We start from the raw sequence: 15,154 nt of genomic DNA, 5'->3' as shown, positions 1-15,154 counted from the left end.
GGTGACCTGGTGAGGGGCGACCTGGACGAGACGCTGGCCCGGCTGGCCCGACGTGAGGAGGCGTCGCGCCGTCGGGCCACCGACCGTGACGACACCACCGCACCGTCGAGGCCGCCTGGCCACGGTGGCGACACCCGCAACGCCCGGTCGGGCCGGCATGCGGGGGTGGAATCCCCGAGCGAGGTGGCCGGATGGGGGCCGGTCGAGGAGGTGGCCGAGGCGGTCCGCCAGGTGGTCGGGGCCTACCCGGGGCTGGCGGTGACCGTGCGGGTGGAGCACGCCGGGCGGACGTACCCGATGCGGGTCTCCTGGGACGGGCCTGCCGTCACGGTCGGACCGGTTCCCCCGCCGACGCCGGTGGAACCCCCGCCGGCCTGGCCGCTCTCCGGCCGGACGGTGCCGGCCTGGGCGCCCGGCCCGGACGGGTTGACCCCGGACCCGGCGGCCCGGTTGGCCGAGCTGATCCGACGCGACCCGACGTTGTTGGACGAGCTGGATCCGCGGCGCTGACCGGCGGGGCTGGCTGCTGGCGGCTACGGTCGGGCAGTGGCGCAACCCGACCTGACCCTGACGGCGAGCCTGCGGCCGGCGGCGCTGGACGCCCGACGGGGCATCGTGCGCCTGCACCCGGAGGCACTGACCGCGCTGGGGCTGCGGCCCGGCGACCCGGTCCGCCTTGCCGGCCGCCGGGAGACGGCCGGGATCGCGGCGGCGGCCGGGCCGGGCGCGAGCAGCGCCCTGCTGTACGCCGACGACCTGACGTTGGGCAACCTGGGTCTGCGCGACGGCGGTCAGGTGCGGGTGAGTCCGGTGCCGTTGGTGCCGGCGAGCCGGGTCGTCCTGGCCGGGCCGGTGGGGGTCGTGGCGGCGGTCAGCCCGGAGATGCTCCGGCTCGCCCTGCTGGGCAAGGTGCTCACCGCCGGGGATGACGTGTCGCTGCTGCCGCAGGACGTGCTGCCGGACGCCTCGGTTCGCAGCCTGGTCGAGGCGGCGCGACGCAGCCTCGCCAACACCGTCGGCTTCGCCTGGACCAGCTCTCTGCTCAGCGTGGTCACGGTCGAGCCGTCGTCCGGCGCACTGGTCACCATGGGCACATCGGTCGCCTGGGAGCACGGTGCGACGACCCATGGTGGGCCCGTCCCGGTCGGCACCGAGTCGACCCGGCCGGGTACGAGCGCCGACGCGGTTCTGGCCGAGGACGCCCCTGACGTGGACGAGCTGCCCGGGTTGCGGGCCCAGGCCGAGGAGCTGACCGAGCTGCTGGACCTCGGCTTCCACCACCGGGAGGTGTTGGGCCGGCTCGGCACCACCATCTCGTTGGGGGTGTTGCTCGTCGGCCCGGCGGGCTCCGGGAAGTCGGCGCTGGTCCGGGCCGTGGCCGCCCGGGTCGGTGCCCGCGTTCACCCGCTCTGGGCGCCGGAGGTGGCCGCGTTGGCCAGTCAGGCCGCCGCCGAGCGGTTGCGCGTGGCGGCATTGGCGGCACGGGCCGAAGGGCCGGCGGTACTGCTGGTCACCGACGTCGAGGCGCTCGCACCCGCGGACGACCCCGGTCCGGTCGCGACGGTGTTCCGGCAGGTGCTGGCGGAGAGCATCCGCGCCGGCGTCGCCGTGGTCTGCACCACCGGCCGACCGGAGGCGGTCGACCCCGCCCTGCGCGCGCCCGACCTGCTGTCGCTGCGGATCAGCGTCCCGCTCCCGGATCAGGCGCTGCGCCGCGAACAGCTCACCGTGCTGACCCGACAGGTGCCGTTGGCCGACGACGTCCGGCTGGACGACGTGGCCGCGCGTACCCCCGGGTTCGTCGCGGCGGACCTGGCCGCGCTGGTTCGGGAGGCCGGGGTACGCGCCGCGCTGCGACAGAAGTCCGCCGAGACGCCGACGGTGTCGATGGCCGACTTCACCGCCGCCAGGGAGGTGGTCCGGCCGACCACGATGGCCGCGTCCACCTTGGACCTGGCCTCGGTGACCCTCGACGACGTGGGCGGGCTAGACGAGGTCAAGCAGACGCTTACCGAGTCCGTGCTGTGGCCGCTGACCTACCCGGACACCTTCGCCCGGCTCGGCGTGCAGCCGCCGCGCGGCGTGCTGCTCTACGGGCCGCCGGGCTGCGGCAAGACCTACCTGGTCACCGCGCTGGCCGGGTCGGGGCGGGCCAACGTGCTGTCGGTCAAGGGCGCCGAACTGCTCTCCAAGTGGGTCGGTGAGAGCGAACGCGCGGTCCGCGAGCTGTTCCGTCGGGCCCGGGAGGCGGCCCCCACCCTGATCTTCCTGGATGAGGTGGACGCGCTGGCGCCGGTACGCGGCCAGGCCACCGACGGGGGCACCACGGACCGGGTGGTCGCCGCCCTGCTCACCGAACTGGACGGGATCGAGACCCTGCGCAACGTGGTGGTGGTCGGCGCGACGAACCGGCCGGACCTGGTCGACCCGGCGCTGCTGCGGCCGGGCCGGCTGGAGCGGCTGGTCTACGTGCCGCCGCCGGACGGGCCCGCCCGCGCGGAGATCCTGCGGGCCGCGTCCCGGCAGGTGCCGCTGGCACCGGACGTCGACCTGTCCGCCCTCGGCGAGGAGCTGACCGGCTTCTCCGCCGCGGACTGTGCGGCGCTGGTCCGCGAGGCGGCCCTGGCTGCGATGCGGGAGTCGCTCGCCGCCGCCACGGTCACCGCCGAGCACGTGTCGACCGCACGGGCCCGGGTACGCCCGTCGCTGGACCCGGCCCAGGTCGCCGGGCTGGCCGCGTACGCGGCGAACCGCCAGTGATCAAAACTGCACAACCTTTTGTCGCGCCCAGGACGTTCCTAAGACGTCACATTCCTCAGTGGAGTCATCCACTGCGACGTCAGGTGGTGTTCCTTGCGCAAGCGGCTCTCTCTTCTCCTCGTCCCCCTCGTGGCGGCGGCGACCCTGGTCTCGATCGGCGCGCCGGCGACGGCTCATCCGGCGAAGCCGTTCCCCACCCGGATCGCGCTGCCGAACGGGTTCACCCCGGAAGGGTTGACGATCGGCCGGGGCACCACCGTCTTCGTAGGGTCCATTTTGGACGGTGCGGTTTGGCGGGGTGACTTACGCACCGGTCGTGGCTCGGTGCTGATTCCCGGCACACCCGGCACCGACAAGGCGGGCCTCAAGCTCGACCCGCAGGGCCGGCTCTGGACCGCCGACTTCTCCGGTGGCGGCGCGAGCGTGTACGACGCGGACACCGGCACCAAGCTGGCCCACTACCAGTTCACCGATGTGCCGGGCAGCTACGTCAACGACCTCGTGATCACCGAGCGAGCGGTCTACTTCACCGACTCCGCGCGGCAGGTGCTGTACGTGGTGCCCCTGGGCCCGGGTGGCCGTCTTCCGGCCCCCACCGCCTTCCGGGTGCTGCAGCTCAGCGGTCCGGCCGCCACTCCGGACGTCTACCACAACGGGATCGTGGCACTACCGGACGGCGATCTGCTGGTCGCGCAGATGCTGTCCGGCCAGTTGGTGCGCGTCGACCCGCGTACCGGCGGCAGCCGCCTCGTCGACCTCGGCGGCTACTCGGTGGAGCGGGCCGACGGGCTGGTGCTGCGCGGACGCACCCTCTACGTGATCCGGAACCTGACCAACGTCGTCGCGGTGGTCCGGATGAACGCCGGGTACACCGCCGGCGTGGTGCAGCGCGAGATCACGGGCCCGCAGCTGCGTTCGCCGGCCACCGGCGACCTGCTCGGCTCGGCGTTGTACGTGGTGAACGGTCGGTTCGACGTGGAGTCGACGCCAAGCACCGACTACGACATCGTCCGGCTGCCGGCCTGACCGAGGCGGTCGGCGGCGGCCCGCACGGGGTCGCCGCCGGCTGTCCGGTGCGGGCATGGGTCAGTCGGTGGGGAGCAGCGGGCCAAGTGGGCCGAGGTCCAGGTTCAGGTCCTCCGGGGCCAGGCCGAAGTGCTCGCGCAGCCCCGTCATCTGCTCCTCCAGGGCCATCAGCGTCACCCCGATGCGCTCGACCTGTTCCTCGGAGAGGTCACCAAGATCGACCCGGCGGAGGGCCTGCCGCTCCATCAGTTGCCGCAGCAGCTCGACGACGGTGAGCACCAGGCTGGCCAGGCCTCGCTCGACCGAGTCCCGGTCCACCGTGATCCGACGGTCCAGCGGGGTGACCCGGGGCGGCTGCCACGACTGGCCGCCCAGCGCAGCGACCAGCTCCCCGGCCTCGTCCCGCCCGGTCATCCGGTGTTCTCCGGCGAGGCCAACGCGCCGACCGAGGCGACCAACGCGCGCAGCGAGATCCGGACCAGGTCGACCTCGGCGATGGACAGCGTGATGTCACCGCTGATCACCACCCCGGTGGCGAGCACCCGGTCGAGCAGGTCGACGAGGGCAACCGGCCGGTAGGCCAGCGGATCGTCCGCGCTGTTCGGCGCGAGGGCGGCGGTCAACGCGACTCCCCGACGGCACCGTCGAGATCCGGCCGTTCCGCCACGAAGGAGTACGCCGGCCACGGGCCGGTCAACTCCAGCCGGACCCCCGGGTGCCGGCCACCCAACGATCCGAGCAGGTCGGTGAAGCGGGACAACTCCGAGACGTCGACCAGGTACGCCCCGTTGAGCACCATCGGCGTGGGCGCACCCGAGAGCCGCCGGTCCTGCGGAGCGTGCCGGCGGCCCGCCACGGCTACCTCGCAGAGGGCGGCGTGCACCGCGTCCGCGGCGGCGCTCGCCACCTGCTGGTGTTCCTCCCGGGCGGTCAACTGCGCGCGTCTGCGACGCAGATACGCCGTCCCCACCCCGCCGGCGCTCGCCGTCTCGGCGTTCACGCTGGCGGCCCCCGGAACCAGGTAACCCTTCACGCCCCACTCGCCGCGCCCGGTCAGTCGGTCCAGGGTGGCGACGAGTTCGGCACGCCGGGCGGCGAGAGACGCGGCCACCCCGTCGTCGCCGCTGTGCACGGTGGCGAGCCGGGCCGGCACCACGGGCCCGTGGCGGGCCAACGTCTCGACCACTGCGTGGTGCGCCCGAGCCGCCCGCTCCAACCAGACCAGGTCCTCCAGGTTGCGGCGCAGCGGCTCCTCGCCGTACTCGTCGAGCGGCGCGGCGCTGACCACGGCGATCAGCCCAGCGGCGGACACCGCCCGGACGGCGCCGCCGTCCATTCCGACGATCGCCGCCAACGTCGCCGGCTCGACGTCCCGAACCACGCCGTGCAGCCAGGCCCCGACGGCCGGGGCCGGCCGCTCGCTGGTCACCTCAGCCGTCGAACTCATCCCACTCCTCCACTTCGGCGTCGCGACGTCGCGCCCGGGACCGCCGCTCCACCTCGACCTGCGCCGGTTCCCGCGGTGCCAACTCCACCGGCGGACGGGCCCGCGAGCTGAGCCACGGGTCGTGCTCCCACCAGTCGATGCCGATCTGACGTGCGGTGTCGACCGAGGCGATGACCAGTCGCAGCTTCAACGTCAGCAGCTCGATGTCGAGCAGGCTGACCCGGATGTCCCCGGCGATCACGATGCCCCGGTCGAGCACCCGCTCCAGGATGTCGCCCAGGTTCGCCGGCTCGTGGCCGGCGGGCAGGACCTGGCCGGAGTTCTGTACCACCGACGGCGGCTGCGCAGCGGTCATGTCAATCCACCTCACTCTTCCCGCGCTGGTAGCGCCGCACCCGCCGATAGCCGAGCAGGTTCCCCTCGACGTCCAGCTCCACCTCGTACAGGCCGAGCAGGTCGATGGAGTTGGGGATCCGGCGTGCCTCCACCACCTCCACCCCGACCAGCCAACCGTCCTCGGTGGCCTCCAGCGACGTGGTCACCGACGGCTCTCGGCCGGTCAGCTCGACGAGCTGCCGCAGCCCCGCCCGGGCAGCCTCGGCCGCCGACACCGGCTCGACGTACTCCTCGTCGGAGTAACCGTCGGCGGTCGGATCACGTCGCCGGGCGCGGTCGCCGTCGGTCATGGCGCACTCCTTCCTGGCGGGCCGGGCCCTGCCGGCGCGGACGTGGCCGCTCACCGGCCTGGCCCCCGCCCCCGGTGAGCCGGTCCAGCACCCGCTGCTCGGCCCGGTCGCGTTCCTCGGCGCTGAGCTCACCGGCTGCCGCCGCCGCGTCCAACGCCTCCAGCTCGCGCCGGATGTTCACCGGGTTCCGCTGTCGCGCCTCCGCTTCCCGGGCCACCACCCCGACCACCGCGGTCAGCCCGCGCACCGGCGCGTACGGCAGGGTCAGCAGCGCCCAGAGCAGGTCCACCGGTCAGCCCGCCAGCTGGTGCGCGTCGACGAAGTCGTACGGGGCGAGCGGCCCGAGCAGCCGCATCCGCAGCAGGCCCCGGCGGTCCCGCGCGTACTCCTCCAGCACGTCCACCAGGGCCGCCTCCTGGTCGGTGTCCACCAGCACTGCCACGTGGGCCCCGTCCATCTCGTGGCCGGGCGGGCGCATCTGCGTGGAGACGACGTACTCGGCCGTCGTGTCGAGCAGCCGTCGGTTCTCCGCCTCGCGGCGCAGCTCGACCGCCTGGCTGATCAGCTCCCCGAGCCGGATCCGGGGCTCCCGGCTGGCCGCCTCGGTCCGGCCACGCACCTGCTCGGCGAGCCGGGCGGCGGCCGGGTTCTCGTCGAGGATGGCGCGCAGCAACGCCGATTCCTCGAAACTGCCCTGCACGACGTACTGCACCCTGCCCTCGAACTCGGCGAGCGCGGCGGCGAACCGGTCGTGGTGCGGTCGCAGCAGGTCGAGCACCGCGTCCGGGCCGGTGACCACGGTGCCGAACCGCACCGGCAGGACCGGCGCCACCACCGCTGTCCCGTCCAGCAGTTCCTGGTACGCCCGAAGGTCGGCCGACCGCCCCAGCGGCGCATCCAACGGCACCTCGCTGACCAGAGCCCCGAGGTCGCCGTGCCGGACCACAGTCACCTCGCCGGGCGGCTCGCCGACCCCGGCGGCGTCGGGCGTCACCTCCACGTCCGCCGGCACCAGCCCGTAGACGAAGAGTCCCGTCTCGTCCGCCATCTCAACCCCTCCCGAGGTCCCGCACGTTGCCGGCGGCGTCACCGACAGCGCCGGTGACGTCCCGGACCGACCCGGTCACGTCCCGAACCGCGCCGGTGACACCGCCGACGAGGCCGCCCAGCCCCTCACCCTCGGCCGGGGCGAGGTCCAGCCGGTCGACCGCCTCGGCGAACCGCAGGTACGTCTCGATGCTCGCCACCACCACCCGAGCGTTGATCTCCACCAGGGGGATGCCGACGACCCCGACCGTCACCTGCGCGTCGATGACCACGCCCTTGTCGAGCACCGTCTCCACCACGTCGGCGAGCCCGCCGGCGGAGCCCACGCGTTCAAGGGCTCCCCCGGCGGCGGCATCGCCGGCGGCGAGCGTCACTCGTCCTCCTCGCGGCGGCGGCGCACCACGGGCCGGCGCGGCGGCTCGGGTCCACGTCGGACCGGCGGACGGGGTCGCTGCGGCTCCTCGCGGGGCTGGGGGCGGCGGGCCCGCTCCGGTGCCCGACGTCGGGGCGGCGGCGGAGGCTCCTCGTCGGGTTCGTCCGCGTACCCCTCGTCGTAGCCGTCCTCGTACGCCTCGTACTCCTCGTCGTACTCCGGCTCGACCGGTCGCCGTTGCGGACGCTGACGCGGTCGCCCGCCGGGCCGCCGGCGTGACTCTTCCTCGGCGTACTCGTCGTCCTCGGGGCCGGCCGGCGCCCCGCCGCGCTGCTCCTGCCCCCGCTCGCGTTGCTCCCGCTCCTCGCGCAGGCCGGTCTCGTGATCCTTGACCACCTGGGAGTCGCGGATCTCCCCGCGCCAGCCCTCGACCTGGTCCGGGTCGAGCGCCACCTCGGTCATGACGTGCCGGACGAAGTGCTTCAACTCCAGCCGCACCCGCCGGCCCTGGGCGCGCCACAGGTTGCCGGTGTGCTCGAAGAGGCCCTGCGGGTGGTACTCCAGCACCACCAGGATGCGGGTCAGGTCCGGGGTGACCTCGTGGAAGCTGACGGTGCCGTCGACCGAGCCCTTCTCGCCCTTCGACCGCCAGTGGATGAGCTTGTCCGGCACCTGGCGGACGATTGTCGACTCCCACGTCCGGTGCGACCAGAAGACCTGCGCCTTCCAGGTCATCTTCTCGTCCGAGTCGTTCTCGGCCTGCTCGACCTTCTTCATGAAGCTCGGGAAGTCGCCGAACTGCGTCCACTGGTTGTACGCGGCCCGTACCGGCACACCGACCTCGATCGTCTCGACGATGTTGGTGACCTTCTTCTTCTTGCCGCCGCCCTTACCGCCGCCCGTGCGGCCGAGAGCCGACATCACCTTCTCCTTACCGCCGGCCACCCCGGCGTGCAGCATCGCTTTCATCGGCGACCCGCCCTCGGCAAGCTTCTGCGCGCCGGTGGCGGCGGCGATCAGACCGGGACCGCCGCCCTGGCGCGCGTACTCGCTGAGGCGGCCGGTCGCGCCGGTGATCCGCTCGGTCACCACGCTCATCGCACGATCACCGATCGCCCCGGCGAGGTTGCGCACCTCATCGGCCAACTGGCCACGGAGTTTGTCGCCGAGGCCGCCCGCGTTGGTGTTCCCCGCCATGGTCACCTCCCCCGCCGCTGCCCGGCCGCCGCGCTGTCCTGGTCGTCCGACGCGTTCCGGTCGTTCGTCTTGTCCCGATCGCTCGTCGTGTTTTGGTCGCTCGGCGCGTCGCGGCCCTTGTCGTCGCTGCCCTGGTCGCCGGAGCGCCGGCGCAGGGCATCAGCGGAGCCGCGCAGGCGGCCGGTGAGCGCGTCAACGCCGCTGCCGGCCGCCGCGGTCGCGGCCGCCCGGCCGGCGTTGACCAACGGCACGCCGAGCCGGCCGAGGTTGCTCAGTTGGGGGGACGACTGAAGTGCCGCGCCGCCCCGCTTCAGCAGCCCGCCGGGGTCTCGGCTGGCGCGGCCCGCGGCAACCGCCGCGGCCAGGGTGAGCGCGGTACGCAGTTTGCGGCGACGGCCCAGCAGGTAGCCGAAGCCCACCGCCAGTCCGATTCGTGTTCCGTTCTTCATCAGGTCTCCATTCGCTCCCCGAGGGTCCGGACGCCTGCCCGGTCGCGACTAAAGAAGGGGTGCCGGGGAATAGCGCGAACCTTGCCTTCGATCAGGCGTCCACCTCTGCGGACCCGGGCGGCAGTACCCGGCGACGTTATGTCGAAACCGGTACGACAATTTCCGTCGACGTCGCCGGAAGGAGATCCGGAAATGCGGCGCGGCAACGCCCAGACCGGACATTCAATCGGTCATGAGCAGGGAGATTGCACAGCGAAGGCGAAAAGCCCAAATAGCTTCAGAGAGCGGGGGGCGTCGAATCGAGACAGATTTCGGCGCGGACCTTGCCGCCGTTCTCGTGCAGTTTCGCGCCGCACTTCTGCAACACGGCGACCGCGCCGATGTTGTCCGTGGTCGTCTCGGCGACCACCGCCCGCATGCCGGCCCGAGCAGCGGCGTTCAGCAGCTCCCGCAGGGCGGCCGCGCCGATCCCCTGCCCCCGCGCCGACCGGCCGAGCCACATCCCGGTCTCCACCGTGCCGGGCTCGTCACAACGCGTCATCCGGACCATGCCCATCACCTCGCCGCCGACGAGGATGGCGTACATCTGCGAACGAGTCGGGCCGTCCAGCCCGCCGAAGCTCGCCCGGTGAAACTCGCGGAACGCCTCGCGGCGGGCGAGCGACCAGCCGGCGGGGGCCTCGACCGGAGGCATCACATCACCGGGTTCCGCCTCCGCAGCCGCTACGGAGAGCAACGGCTCCAGGTTCCGCTCGTCCACCGGCTCCAGCCGGACCGCACCCGCCACGTGCCGCAGTCTGCCGCCCTCATCGGCCGAAGTCCACCCCATTGGCCATCCACTGGCGGTCCGGACAGGCGTACCGGCCGGTCGGGCGGCCCGGGTGTTCCACATCACGCTCTGTTGTCACCCGACCGGGTGTCGCACGCTCAAACGGCCGACCCGAACTCGCAGAACACCACCGACGCGTCGTCGGTGGACTTGTGCCGGCGCAGTCGATCGGGGTGGTCACGTTCGGCGTCCCGCACCCGGTCGATCAGCGCGCCCGGGCCGTCGGCGCTCAGCAGGTCCAGCAGACCAGCCCAGTCGGTCAGCCCGAACTGCTCCACCGCACTGGACGCGCCGTCACTGAGCAGCGCCGCCCGCCGTAGCGCCCGCGGACCGTTCCGGGGCGCGGTCCCGGTCACCGCGTGGAAGGCCGCGTCCGGGTCGGAGGCCGCCACCCAGTAGCCGTGCGTGCGGTTCATTCGCTCCCGCTGCACGCTCACGGCGTGCCGGAACCGGGTGACCGGGTCAGCCGCGCCGCCCGGCACCATGGCCACGGTTTCCCGCAGCTCCGCCATCGCCGCGTCCAGCCGGTTGTCGGTCACCACGCTGACCTGCCCGCCGACGTCGAGGACCAGCGGGCTGTCGCAGAGCACCAGGTAGTCCACCTGGTCGCCGCAGTCCCGCAGGAGGCAGACCGTGCTCGACGGGGTGCCCGGATGGTCGAGGTCGCACTGCTCGCCGTGGTCGGCACGCACCGCGAGGATGGCCGCGGCCAGGTTGCTGGTCAGCCGGGCGGCGGGGCGTACCGCCTCGGCGACGCCGATCCGGGCCGCCAGGTGCCGGACGTACCACTCGGGCCCGTGCACGCAACCGGTGTCGAAGCCGTCCGGCACTGTCGCGCCGTCCAGCACACCGACCAACGGGCCGAACCGGAAGACCAGGTCCTCGTTGACCGGCCGGTCCGGGGCCGGCGCGGACGCGGAGCGTACCCGCATCACCGGCGCCGGCCCCGGCACACCGACGGCCGCATGCGTCTCTCCCTGCACCTGACCGGCGGCCGAACGGCCCTGGTCGCGAACCGCGGACACGCCCTGCTGGGCGCTGGACCGGACCGACTGCGCCGCCTGCTGCGCGGGCTCCCGCAGGTTGTCCTGCATCTGGTGGCCAACCTGGCTCGCCTGCTCGCGCAGCTCACCGGAGTGCTCACTCACCATGTTCCGCGCTCGCCCGGCGAGTTGCCGCTCACGCCCGCTCGGCGGGATCAGGGAGGCGGCCAGCAGGCCGACTCCGAAGGCGACCAGACCGGCGGCCATCGGGTTGCCCTGAGCCTGCTCGCGGGACTGCTGCCCGAGTGAACGGGTTTCGTCGCGTACCGAACCGGCCATGTGCGACATCCGCTGGCCAGTCTCCTGCCCCATGTGACTTGAGCTGCCCATCATCTTCTCCTTCGCTCGGGTGAACGCCCCGCGGGCCTGCCCGACGCGGTCACCGGCGATCCGACGCGGGTTGACCCTGTCGGTCAGCGCGTCGACGTCACTGCTCAACTCGTTGCGGGTGGTTTCGATCTCCCGCCGGATCCGATCCGGATCACTGGACATGACCTGTTCCCTCCCGACTCGTTCACCGACCCCGCAGGGCGTCCGGCAGCTCCCGGGCAGTCTGCTGCGTCCGGGGCAGAACCGCACGAGCCCGCTTCAGCTGGGTCCGGGCGTTGATGAAGAGACCACCGGCCACGGCGGCCCAGATGACCGCGACGATCAGCGCCGCCCACCCCTGGTCCATCGTGTTGGACAGCCCCCACCAGACGGCGTACGACACGAAGAGCACCGCCAGGAACCCGGCCAGCCCCGCACCGCCGAACATGCCGCCGGCCTTGCCCGCCTGACTGACCTCCTCGCGCAGCTCGGCCTTGGCCAGCTCGACCTCCTTGCGCACCAGAGTGGAGACGTCCCGGGTCACCTCGCCCAGCAGTTCGCCGACCGAGGCCTGGGTCCGTTCCTTCTCCGGGGCGCTCACGGCGCCACCCCGCCGGGCAGGTCGGACTGCTGCCGACTGGCGGCCGGGACGTTCTGCGCCCGCGCCGTCCCCACGTACGGCTGCTGACCGGCGTCCGCCGGTGCGCCCTGGGCGGATGACGGAGCACGGGAGGCGCTGCCACCCTGGCCGTTGCCCGAGGCCGGCGCGGTCAGGCCACGGGTCAGCCGCCCGACCAGCAGCCCGGCCACCGCCGCGCCCGCGAGGAACGTCGCCGGATGCTGCCGCGCGTACGTGCGGACATCGTCGAGCACCTCGCCGGGTTCGCGCTGGTCGAGCCAGCCGGCGGCCTGCTGGGCGGCGTCGGCCGCCTTGCGTACCACCTGACCGGCCAGCCCGGAATCGCCGTCCCGTTCGGCCATCGAACTGAGGTTCTGACCCAGGTCGCGCAGGCCTGAAGCGGCCCTCCGCTGCTGCGTCTGCGCCTGGTCCCGAAGCTGCCCGGTGGCCTCACCGGTCAACTGCTGGGCCTGTCGCCGCGCCTCCGCGGCCACCTGCCCGCCCTGTTCAGCGGCGGCGTGGGCGACCTGACCCCCGGCCTGCGTGGCCTGCTGGCCGACCCGGGAGGCCTCCTGTCGGGCCTGCTGTCCCGTGCCGCTCTGGTTCGTTGCCGTCATATCCCGCTCCCTTCCTGAGCCCGAGGTCGCGTGCGACCCCGGAACGCCACCCGCCTACCCGCCTGGTCAGCCGGCATGCGGTTGGGCCGGCCGACCTGGGCGGGAAAGGCCGGCAGCGCGGCCGTGAGGGGGTGGAACAGGCGGATTCGGGCCGCAGAGGTGCGGGAGAGTACGCAGCGGTCAGCGGCGGCGGTTGCGGGCGCGCGACGAGCGCAACCGGCGGAGTCGGCTGATCAGCACGGGGTCGGCGGCGAGTGCCGCCGGATTGTCGAGCAGGCCGTTGAGCAACTGGTAGTACCGGGTCGACGAGATCCCGAAGGTGTCCCGGACGGCCTGCTCCTTGGCGCCGGCGTGCCGCCACCACTGCTGCTCGAAGGCGAGGATGGCCCGCTCCCGTTGGGTCAGCCCCGGCGCGGGATCAGCGGACGGCGCCGACTCGTCCGCCGCCGGCTCGTCGGCGCTCTCGATGGGCGGCGCCGGTCGGGGATTCGGGACGGTCCGCCCGGCAGCACCCGCGACCTCACCCGGACGAGCGTCGGTGGACGGCTCGGGGGTGGCCGGGGTGGTGTCGGCGGACATGTCGCTCAGCCTAGCCAGCGACGACCAGGGACGCAGCAAGCGGCGCGGCCGGTCCGGACCGCCGGGAACCCCGACGGCCGGGTCGGCCGCGCCGCGTCACTTCGGTCGGGTCAGGAGATGTCGCGGCGACGCATCGCCCAGAGCGCCGCCCCGAGGATCACCACCACCCCGACCGAGAGCAGGACGGAGGACTGCTGCCAGGTGATGTCCATCGTGGCCGGCTTGCACTCCCCGTAGTAGGTCGCGTTGCAGGAGTTCCAGTCCTGCAGGGTGACCGTCTTCGTCATCCAGGCCAGCGCGTACGTGGGCAGCAGCCAGGCCTCGGCGAACCGCACGCTCGCCATGGACAGCAGGATGCCCAGGCCGAACTGGCCGACCACCATCACCGCCACCACGCCACCGAGGGCCATCGCGGTGTGCCGACCCAGCGAGGCGAGGGCGAAGCCGATGGTGGTGAGCACCAACACCAGCACCACGCCGCGTACGCCGGTCAGCATGAACGACTGCCAGACTCCCGAGGTCATCTTCTCGGTGCTGCCCCGGAAGTTGGCGACCGCCCAGAACCCGGCAAACCACAGCACCGCGGCCGGAAGCGTCACCGCCAGGATGCCGGTGAGCAGCGCGGCCAGCTTGGTGAGCAGTACGGTGAGCCGCTTCGGCCGCCAGAGCAGCAGGTTCATCATGCCGCCGGTGCTCCACTCGGCGCCGACGAAGGACGCGCCGATGACGAACCCGACCAGGGCGAGGATCGCCGCGAACGGGATCAGTGTCTCGTCGAACGTCTCCTTGAAGTTGAACGTCGAGGGCAGGAACCACCGCGCCTCGATCTGGTCCCGGGACGGTGCCGTGATCATCGAGCAGTCGTCCGGGTAGCGGCCGTCGGTCGCCGTGCCGGCCGTCTTGGCCTGCTCACACGCGGCGCGCTCCTGCTCGCTCCAGCGCACCTGCTCCTGGTACTGCTGGTCGGCCTGACGCTCGGCCTGGGCGAGCTGACCGGCGTCGATCTTCTGGTTGGTGAAGAACACCCCGACCACCACCGCGGCCAGCACCAGCAGGCCGAGCAGCGTCATGTAGCGGGTGAAGCGCCGCTTGCTGAGCCGGCGCAGCTCGGTACGAAAGAGGCTCACGCGCCCCACCCTCCCCCGGCGGGACCGGGCTGGCCCGTTCCGCCGACCTTCATGGACTCGTCGACCTGCCGGTGCTGACCGGGTACCGGTGCGGTGGCGGTCAGTTCGAGGAAGACGCTCTCCAGATCGACGGCGATCGGCGCCAACTCACTGACGTAGAGGTTCTTCTCGGCGAGCAGCCGGGTCACCGACGCCGGCTTGTCGACGCCGGCAAGCATCAGGTGGTCCGGGTGACCGGTGACCCGGATCCCCGCCTCGGTGAGCGCCTCGGTGGCCACCGGCAGGTCGCTGACCGCCTCCAGCCGGATCCGGACCGCACCGGACGAGTGCTGCGCGAGCACCTCGTCGACCGGGCCGAACGCGACCCGCCGGCCCAGCGAGATGATGGTGACCGAGTCGCAGATCAGCTGGATCTCGCCGAGGATGTGGCTGGACAGCACCACTGTCATTCCGGACTCGGCGAGGGTGCGCATCAGGGTGCGCATCTCCCGGATGCCGCCCGGGTCGAGGCCGTTGGCCGGCTCGTCGAGGATGAGCAACTGCGGGTTCTTCAGCAGGGCCGAGGCCACGGCGAGCCGCTGCTTCATGCCCAACGAGTACGTCTTGACCCGCTCGCCGGACCGGTCGCGCAGCCCGACGAGTTCCAGCACCTCGTCGACCCGGACGGCCGGCACCTCGCCCGCCCCCGCGAGCAGGGACAGCGTGTCCCGGGCCGTGAAGTGCGGGAAGAACTGTGGGCTCTCCACGATCGCGCCGACCTTGCCGGCGACCGTGGGCAGCGCGTCGGGGACCTCGTGGCCGAGCAGCGCCATCCGGCCGCCGTCGGGCCGGATCAGGCCGAGCAGGGTACGCAGCGTGGTGGTCTTGCCGGACCCGTTGGGGCCGAGGAAGCCGTGCACCTGCCCCGCGTCGACCCGCATGTCGAAGCCGTCGAGCGCGTTGCGGGTGCCGCGTCGACGACTCTTGTACGTCTTACGTAGACCTTCGATCTCCAGGACAGCTGGCAAGCTGCACCTCCCCCGATGGGTGGGCGTGACAGCCGACAC

At 72.8% G+C, this 15,154-nt stretch carries 18 protein-coding genes and 2 pseudogenes; 3 read left to right on the top strand and 17 right to left on the bottom strand.

The window, feature by feature from the left end:
- Positions 1–9: 9 nt before the first annotated feature.
- The 3 genes from ACFYL6_RS32050 (at position 10) to ACFYL6_RS32040 (ending at position 3,786) form a co-directional block, all read left to right on the top strand.
- Positions 10–510, top strand: coding sequence for a hypothetical protein (locus ACFYL6_RS32050; protein ID WP_387176968.1), 501 nt, complete (start codon positions 10–12; stop codon positions 508–510).
- Between the two features lie 36 nt (positions 511–546).
- Positions 547–2,760 carry an AAA family ATPase gene (locus ACFYL6_RS32045; RefSeq protein WP_387176967.1) on the top strand — a complete coding sequence of 738 codons (2,214 nt, stop codon included), beginning with the start codon at positions 547–549 and terminating at the stop codon, positions 2,758–2,760.
- Positions 2,761–2,853: 93 nt separating this feature from the next.
- On the top strand, positions 2,854–3,786 hold the full coding sequence (locus ACFYL6_RS32040; RefSeq protein WP_387176966.1) for an SMP-30/gluconolactonase/LRE family protein: 933 nt from the start codon (positions 2,854–2,856) through the stop codon (positions 3,784–3,786).
- A 60-nt stretch (positions 3,787–3,846) separates the two neighbouring features.
- On the opposite strand, the gene ACFYL6_RS32035 is transcribed toward ACFYL6_RS32040, so the two are convergent.
- The 17 genes and pseudogenes from ACFYL6_RS32035 to ACFYL6_RS31955 all read right to left on the bottom strand — a co-directional run bounded on the left by ACFYL6_RS32035 (position 3,847) and on the right by ACFYL6_RS31955 (position 15,115).
- Positions 3,847–4,200 carry a gas vesicle protein K gene (locus ACFYL6_RS32035; RefSeq protein ID WP_387176965.1) on the bottom strand — a complete coding sequence of 118 codons (354 nt, stop codon included), beginning with the start codon at positions 4,198–4,200 and terminating at the stop codon, positions 3,847–3,849.
- A complete protein-coding gene (locus ACFYL6_RS32030; protein WP_238658293.1) occupies positions 4,197–4,409 on the bottom strand; it encodes a gas vesicle protein in 213 nt (70 codons plus the stop codon). Before ACFYL6_RS32030 ends, ACFYL6_RS32035 begins: the two co-directional genes overlap by 4 nt.
- Complete coding sequence (locus tag ACFYL6_RS32025) at positions 4,406–5,233, bottom strand: GvpL/GvpF family gas vesicle protein (protein WP_387176964.1); 828 nt, start codon at positions 5,231–5,233, stop codon at positions 4,406–4,408. The genes ACFYL6_RS32030 and ACFYL6_RS32025 overlap by 4 nt, the downstream gene beginning before the upstream one ends.
- A gap of 154 nt (positions 5,234–5,387) precedes the next feature.
- Positions 5,388–5,588, bottom strand: a pseudogene (gene gvpJ, locus ACFYL6_RS32020) (gas vesicle protein GvpJ); the annotation flags it as partial.
- A 1-nt stretch (position 5,589) separates the two neighbouring features.
- Entirely contained in the window at positions 5,590–5,919 is a 330-nt protein-coding gene (locus ACFYL6_RS32015; protein WP_387176963.1) for a gas vesicle protein, read from the bottom strand.
- On the bottom strand, positions 5,888–6,208 hold the full coding sequence (locus ACFYL6_RS32010) for a gas vesicle protein GvpG (RefSeq protein WP_387176962.1): 321 nt from the start codon (positions 6,206–6,208) through the stop codon (positions 5,888–5,890). Before ACFYL6_RS32010 ends, ACFYL6_RS32015 begins: the two co-directional genes overlap by 32 nt.
- A gap of 3 nt (positions 6,209–6,211) precedes the next feature.
- A complete protein-coding gene (locus ACFYL6_RS32005; RefSeq protein ID WP_387176961.1) occupies positions 6,212–6,967 on the bottom strand; it encodes a GvpL/GvpF family gas vesicle protein in 756 nt (251 codons plus the stop codon).
- A 157-nt stretch (positions 6,968–7,124) separates the two neighbouring features.
- A pseudogene (gene gvpJ / locus ACFYL6_RS32000) lies at positions 7,125–7,340 on the bottom strand (gas vesicle protein GvpJ); the annotation flags it as partial.
- On the bottom strand, positions 7,337–8,536 hold the full coding sequence (locus tag ACFYL6_RS31995; protein WP_387176960.1) for an SRPBCC family protein: 1,200 nt from the start codon (positions 8,534–8,536) through the stop codon (positions 7,337–7,339). The gene ACFYL6_RS31995 and the pseudogene gvpJ (ACFYL6_RS32000), both read right to left, overlap by 4 nt.
- A gap of 2 nt (positions 8,537–8,538) precedes the next feature.
- Positions 8,539–8,985: a hypothetical protein gene (locus ACFYL6_RS31990; RefSeq protein ID WP_387176959.1), complete on the bottom strand. Its 447-nt coding sequence runs from the start codon at positions 8,983–8,985 to the stop codon at positions 8,539–8,541.
- 277 nt (positions 8,986–9,262) lie between these two features.
- Complete coding sequence (locus tag ACFYL6_RS31985) at positions 9,263–9,772, bottom strand: GNAT family N-acetyltransferase (protein ID WP_387176958.1); 510 nt, start codon at positions 9,770–9,772, stop codon at positions 9,263–9,265.
- A gap of 140 nt (positions 9,773–9,912) precedes the next feature.
- Positions 9,913–11,349: a DUF3618 domain-containing protein gene (locus ACFYL6_RS31980; RefSeq protein ID WP_387176957.1), complete on the bottom strand. Its 1,437-nt coding sequence runs from the start codon at positions 11,347–11,349 to the stop codon at positions 9,913–9,915.
- A gap of 22 nt (positions 11,350–11,371) precedes the next feature.
- Positions 11,372–11,767, bottom strand: coding sequence for a phage holin family protein (locus tag ACFYL6_RS31975; protein ID WP_387176956.1), 396 nt, complete (start codon positions 11,765–11,767; stop codon positions 11,372–11,374).
- Complete coding sequence (locus ACFYL6_RS31970; RefSeq protein WP_387176955.1) at positions 11,764–12,402, bottom strand: hypothetical protein; 639 nt, start codon at positions 12,400–12,402, stop codon at positions 11,764–11,766. Before ACFYL6_RS31970 ends, ACFYL6_RS31975 begins: the two co-directional genes overlap by 4 nt.
- A 180-nt stretch (positions 12,403–12,582) precedes the next feature.
- Entirely contained in the window at positions 12,583–12,981 is a 399-nt protein-coding gene (locus ACFYL6_RS31965; protein ID WP_387176954.1) for a DUF3263 domain-containing protein, read from the bottom strand.
- Positions 12,982–13,091: 110 nt separating this feature from the next.
- Entirely contained in the window at positions 13,092–14,108 is a 1,017-nt protein-coding gene (locus ACFYL6_RS31960; protein ID WP_387176953.1) for an ABC transporter permease subunit, read from the bottom strand.
- Positions 14,105–15,115, bottom strand: a complete 1,011-nt coding sequence (locus ACFYL6_RS31955; RefSeq protein ID WP_387176952.1) for an ATP-binding cassette domain-containing protein — start codon at positions 15,113–15,115, stop codon at positions 14,105–14,107. Before ACFYL6_RS31955 ends, ACFYL6_RS31960 begins: the two co-directional genes overlap by 4 nt.
- Positions 15,116–15,154: the final 39 nt, after the last annotated feature.

The sequence above is a fragment of the Micromonospora sp. NPDC007208 genome, from assembly GCF_042869175.1.
Lineage (GTDB): Bacteria > Actinomycetota > Actinomycetes > Mycobacteriales > Micromonosporaceae > Micromonospora > Micromonospora foliorum.
This window is presented reverse-complemented; position numbering and strand designations above follow the sequence as displayed.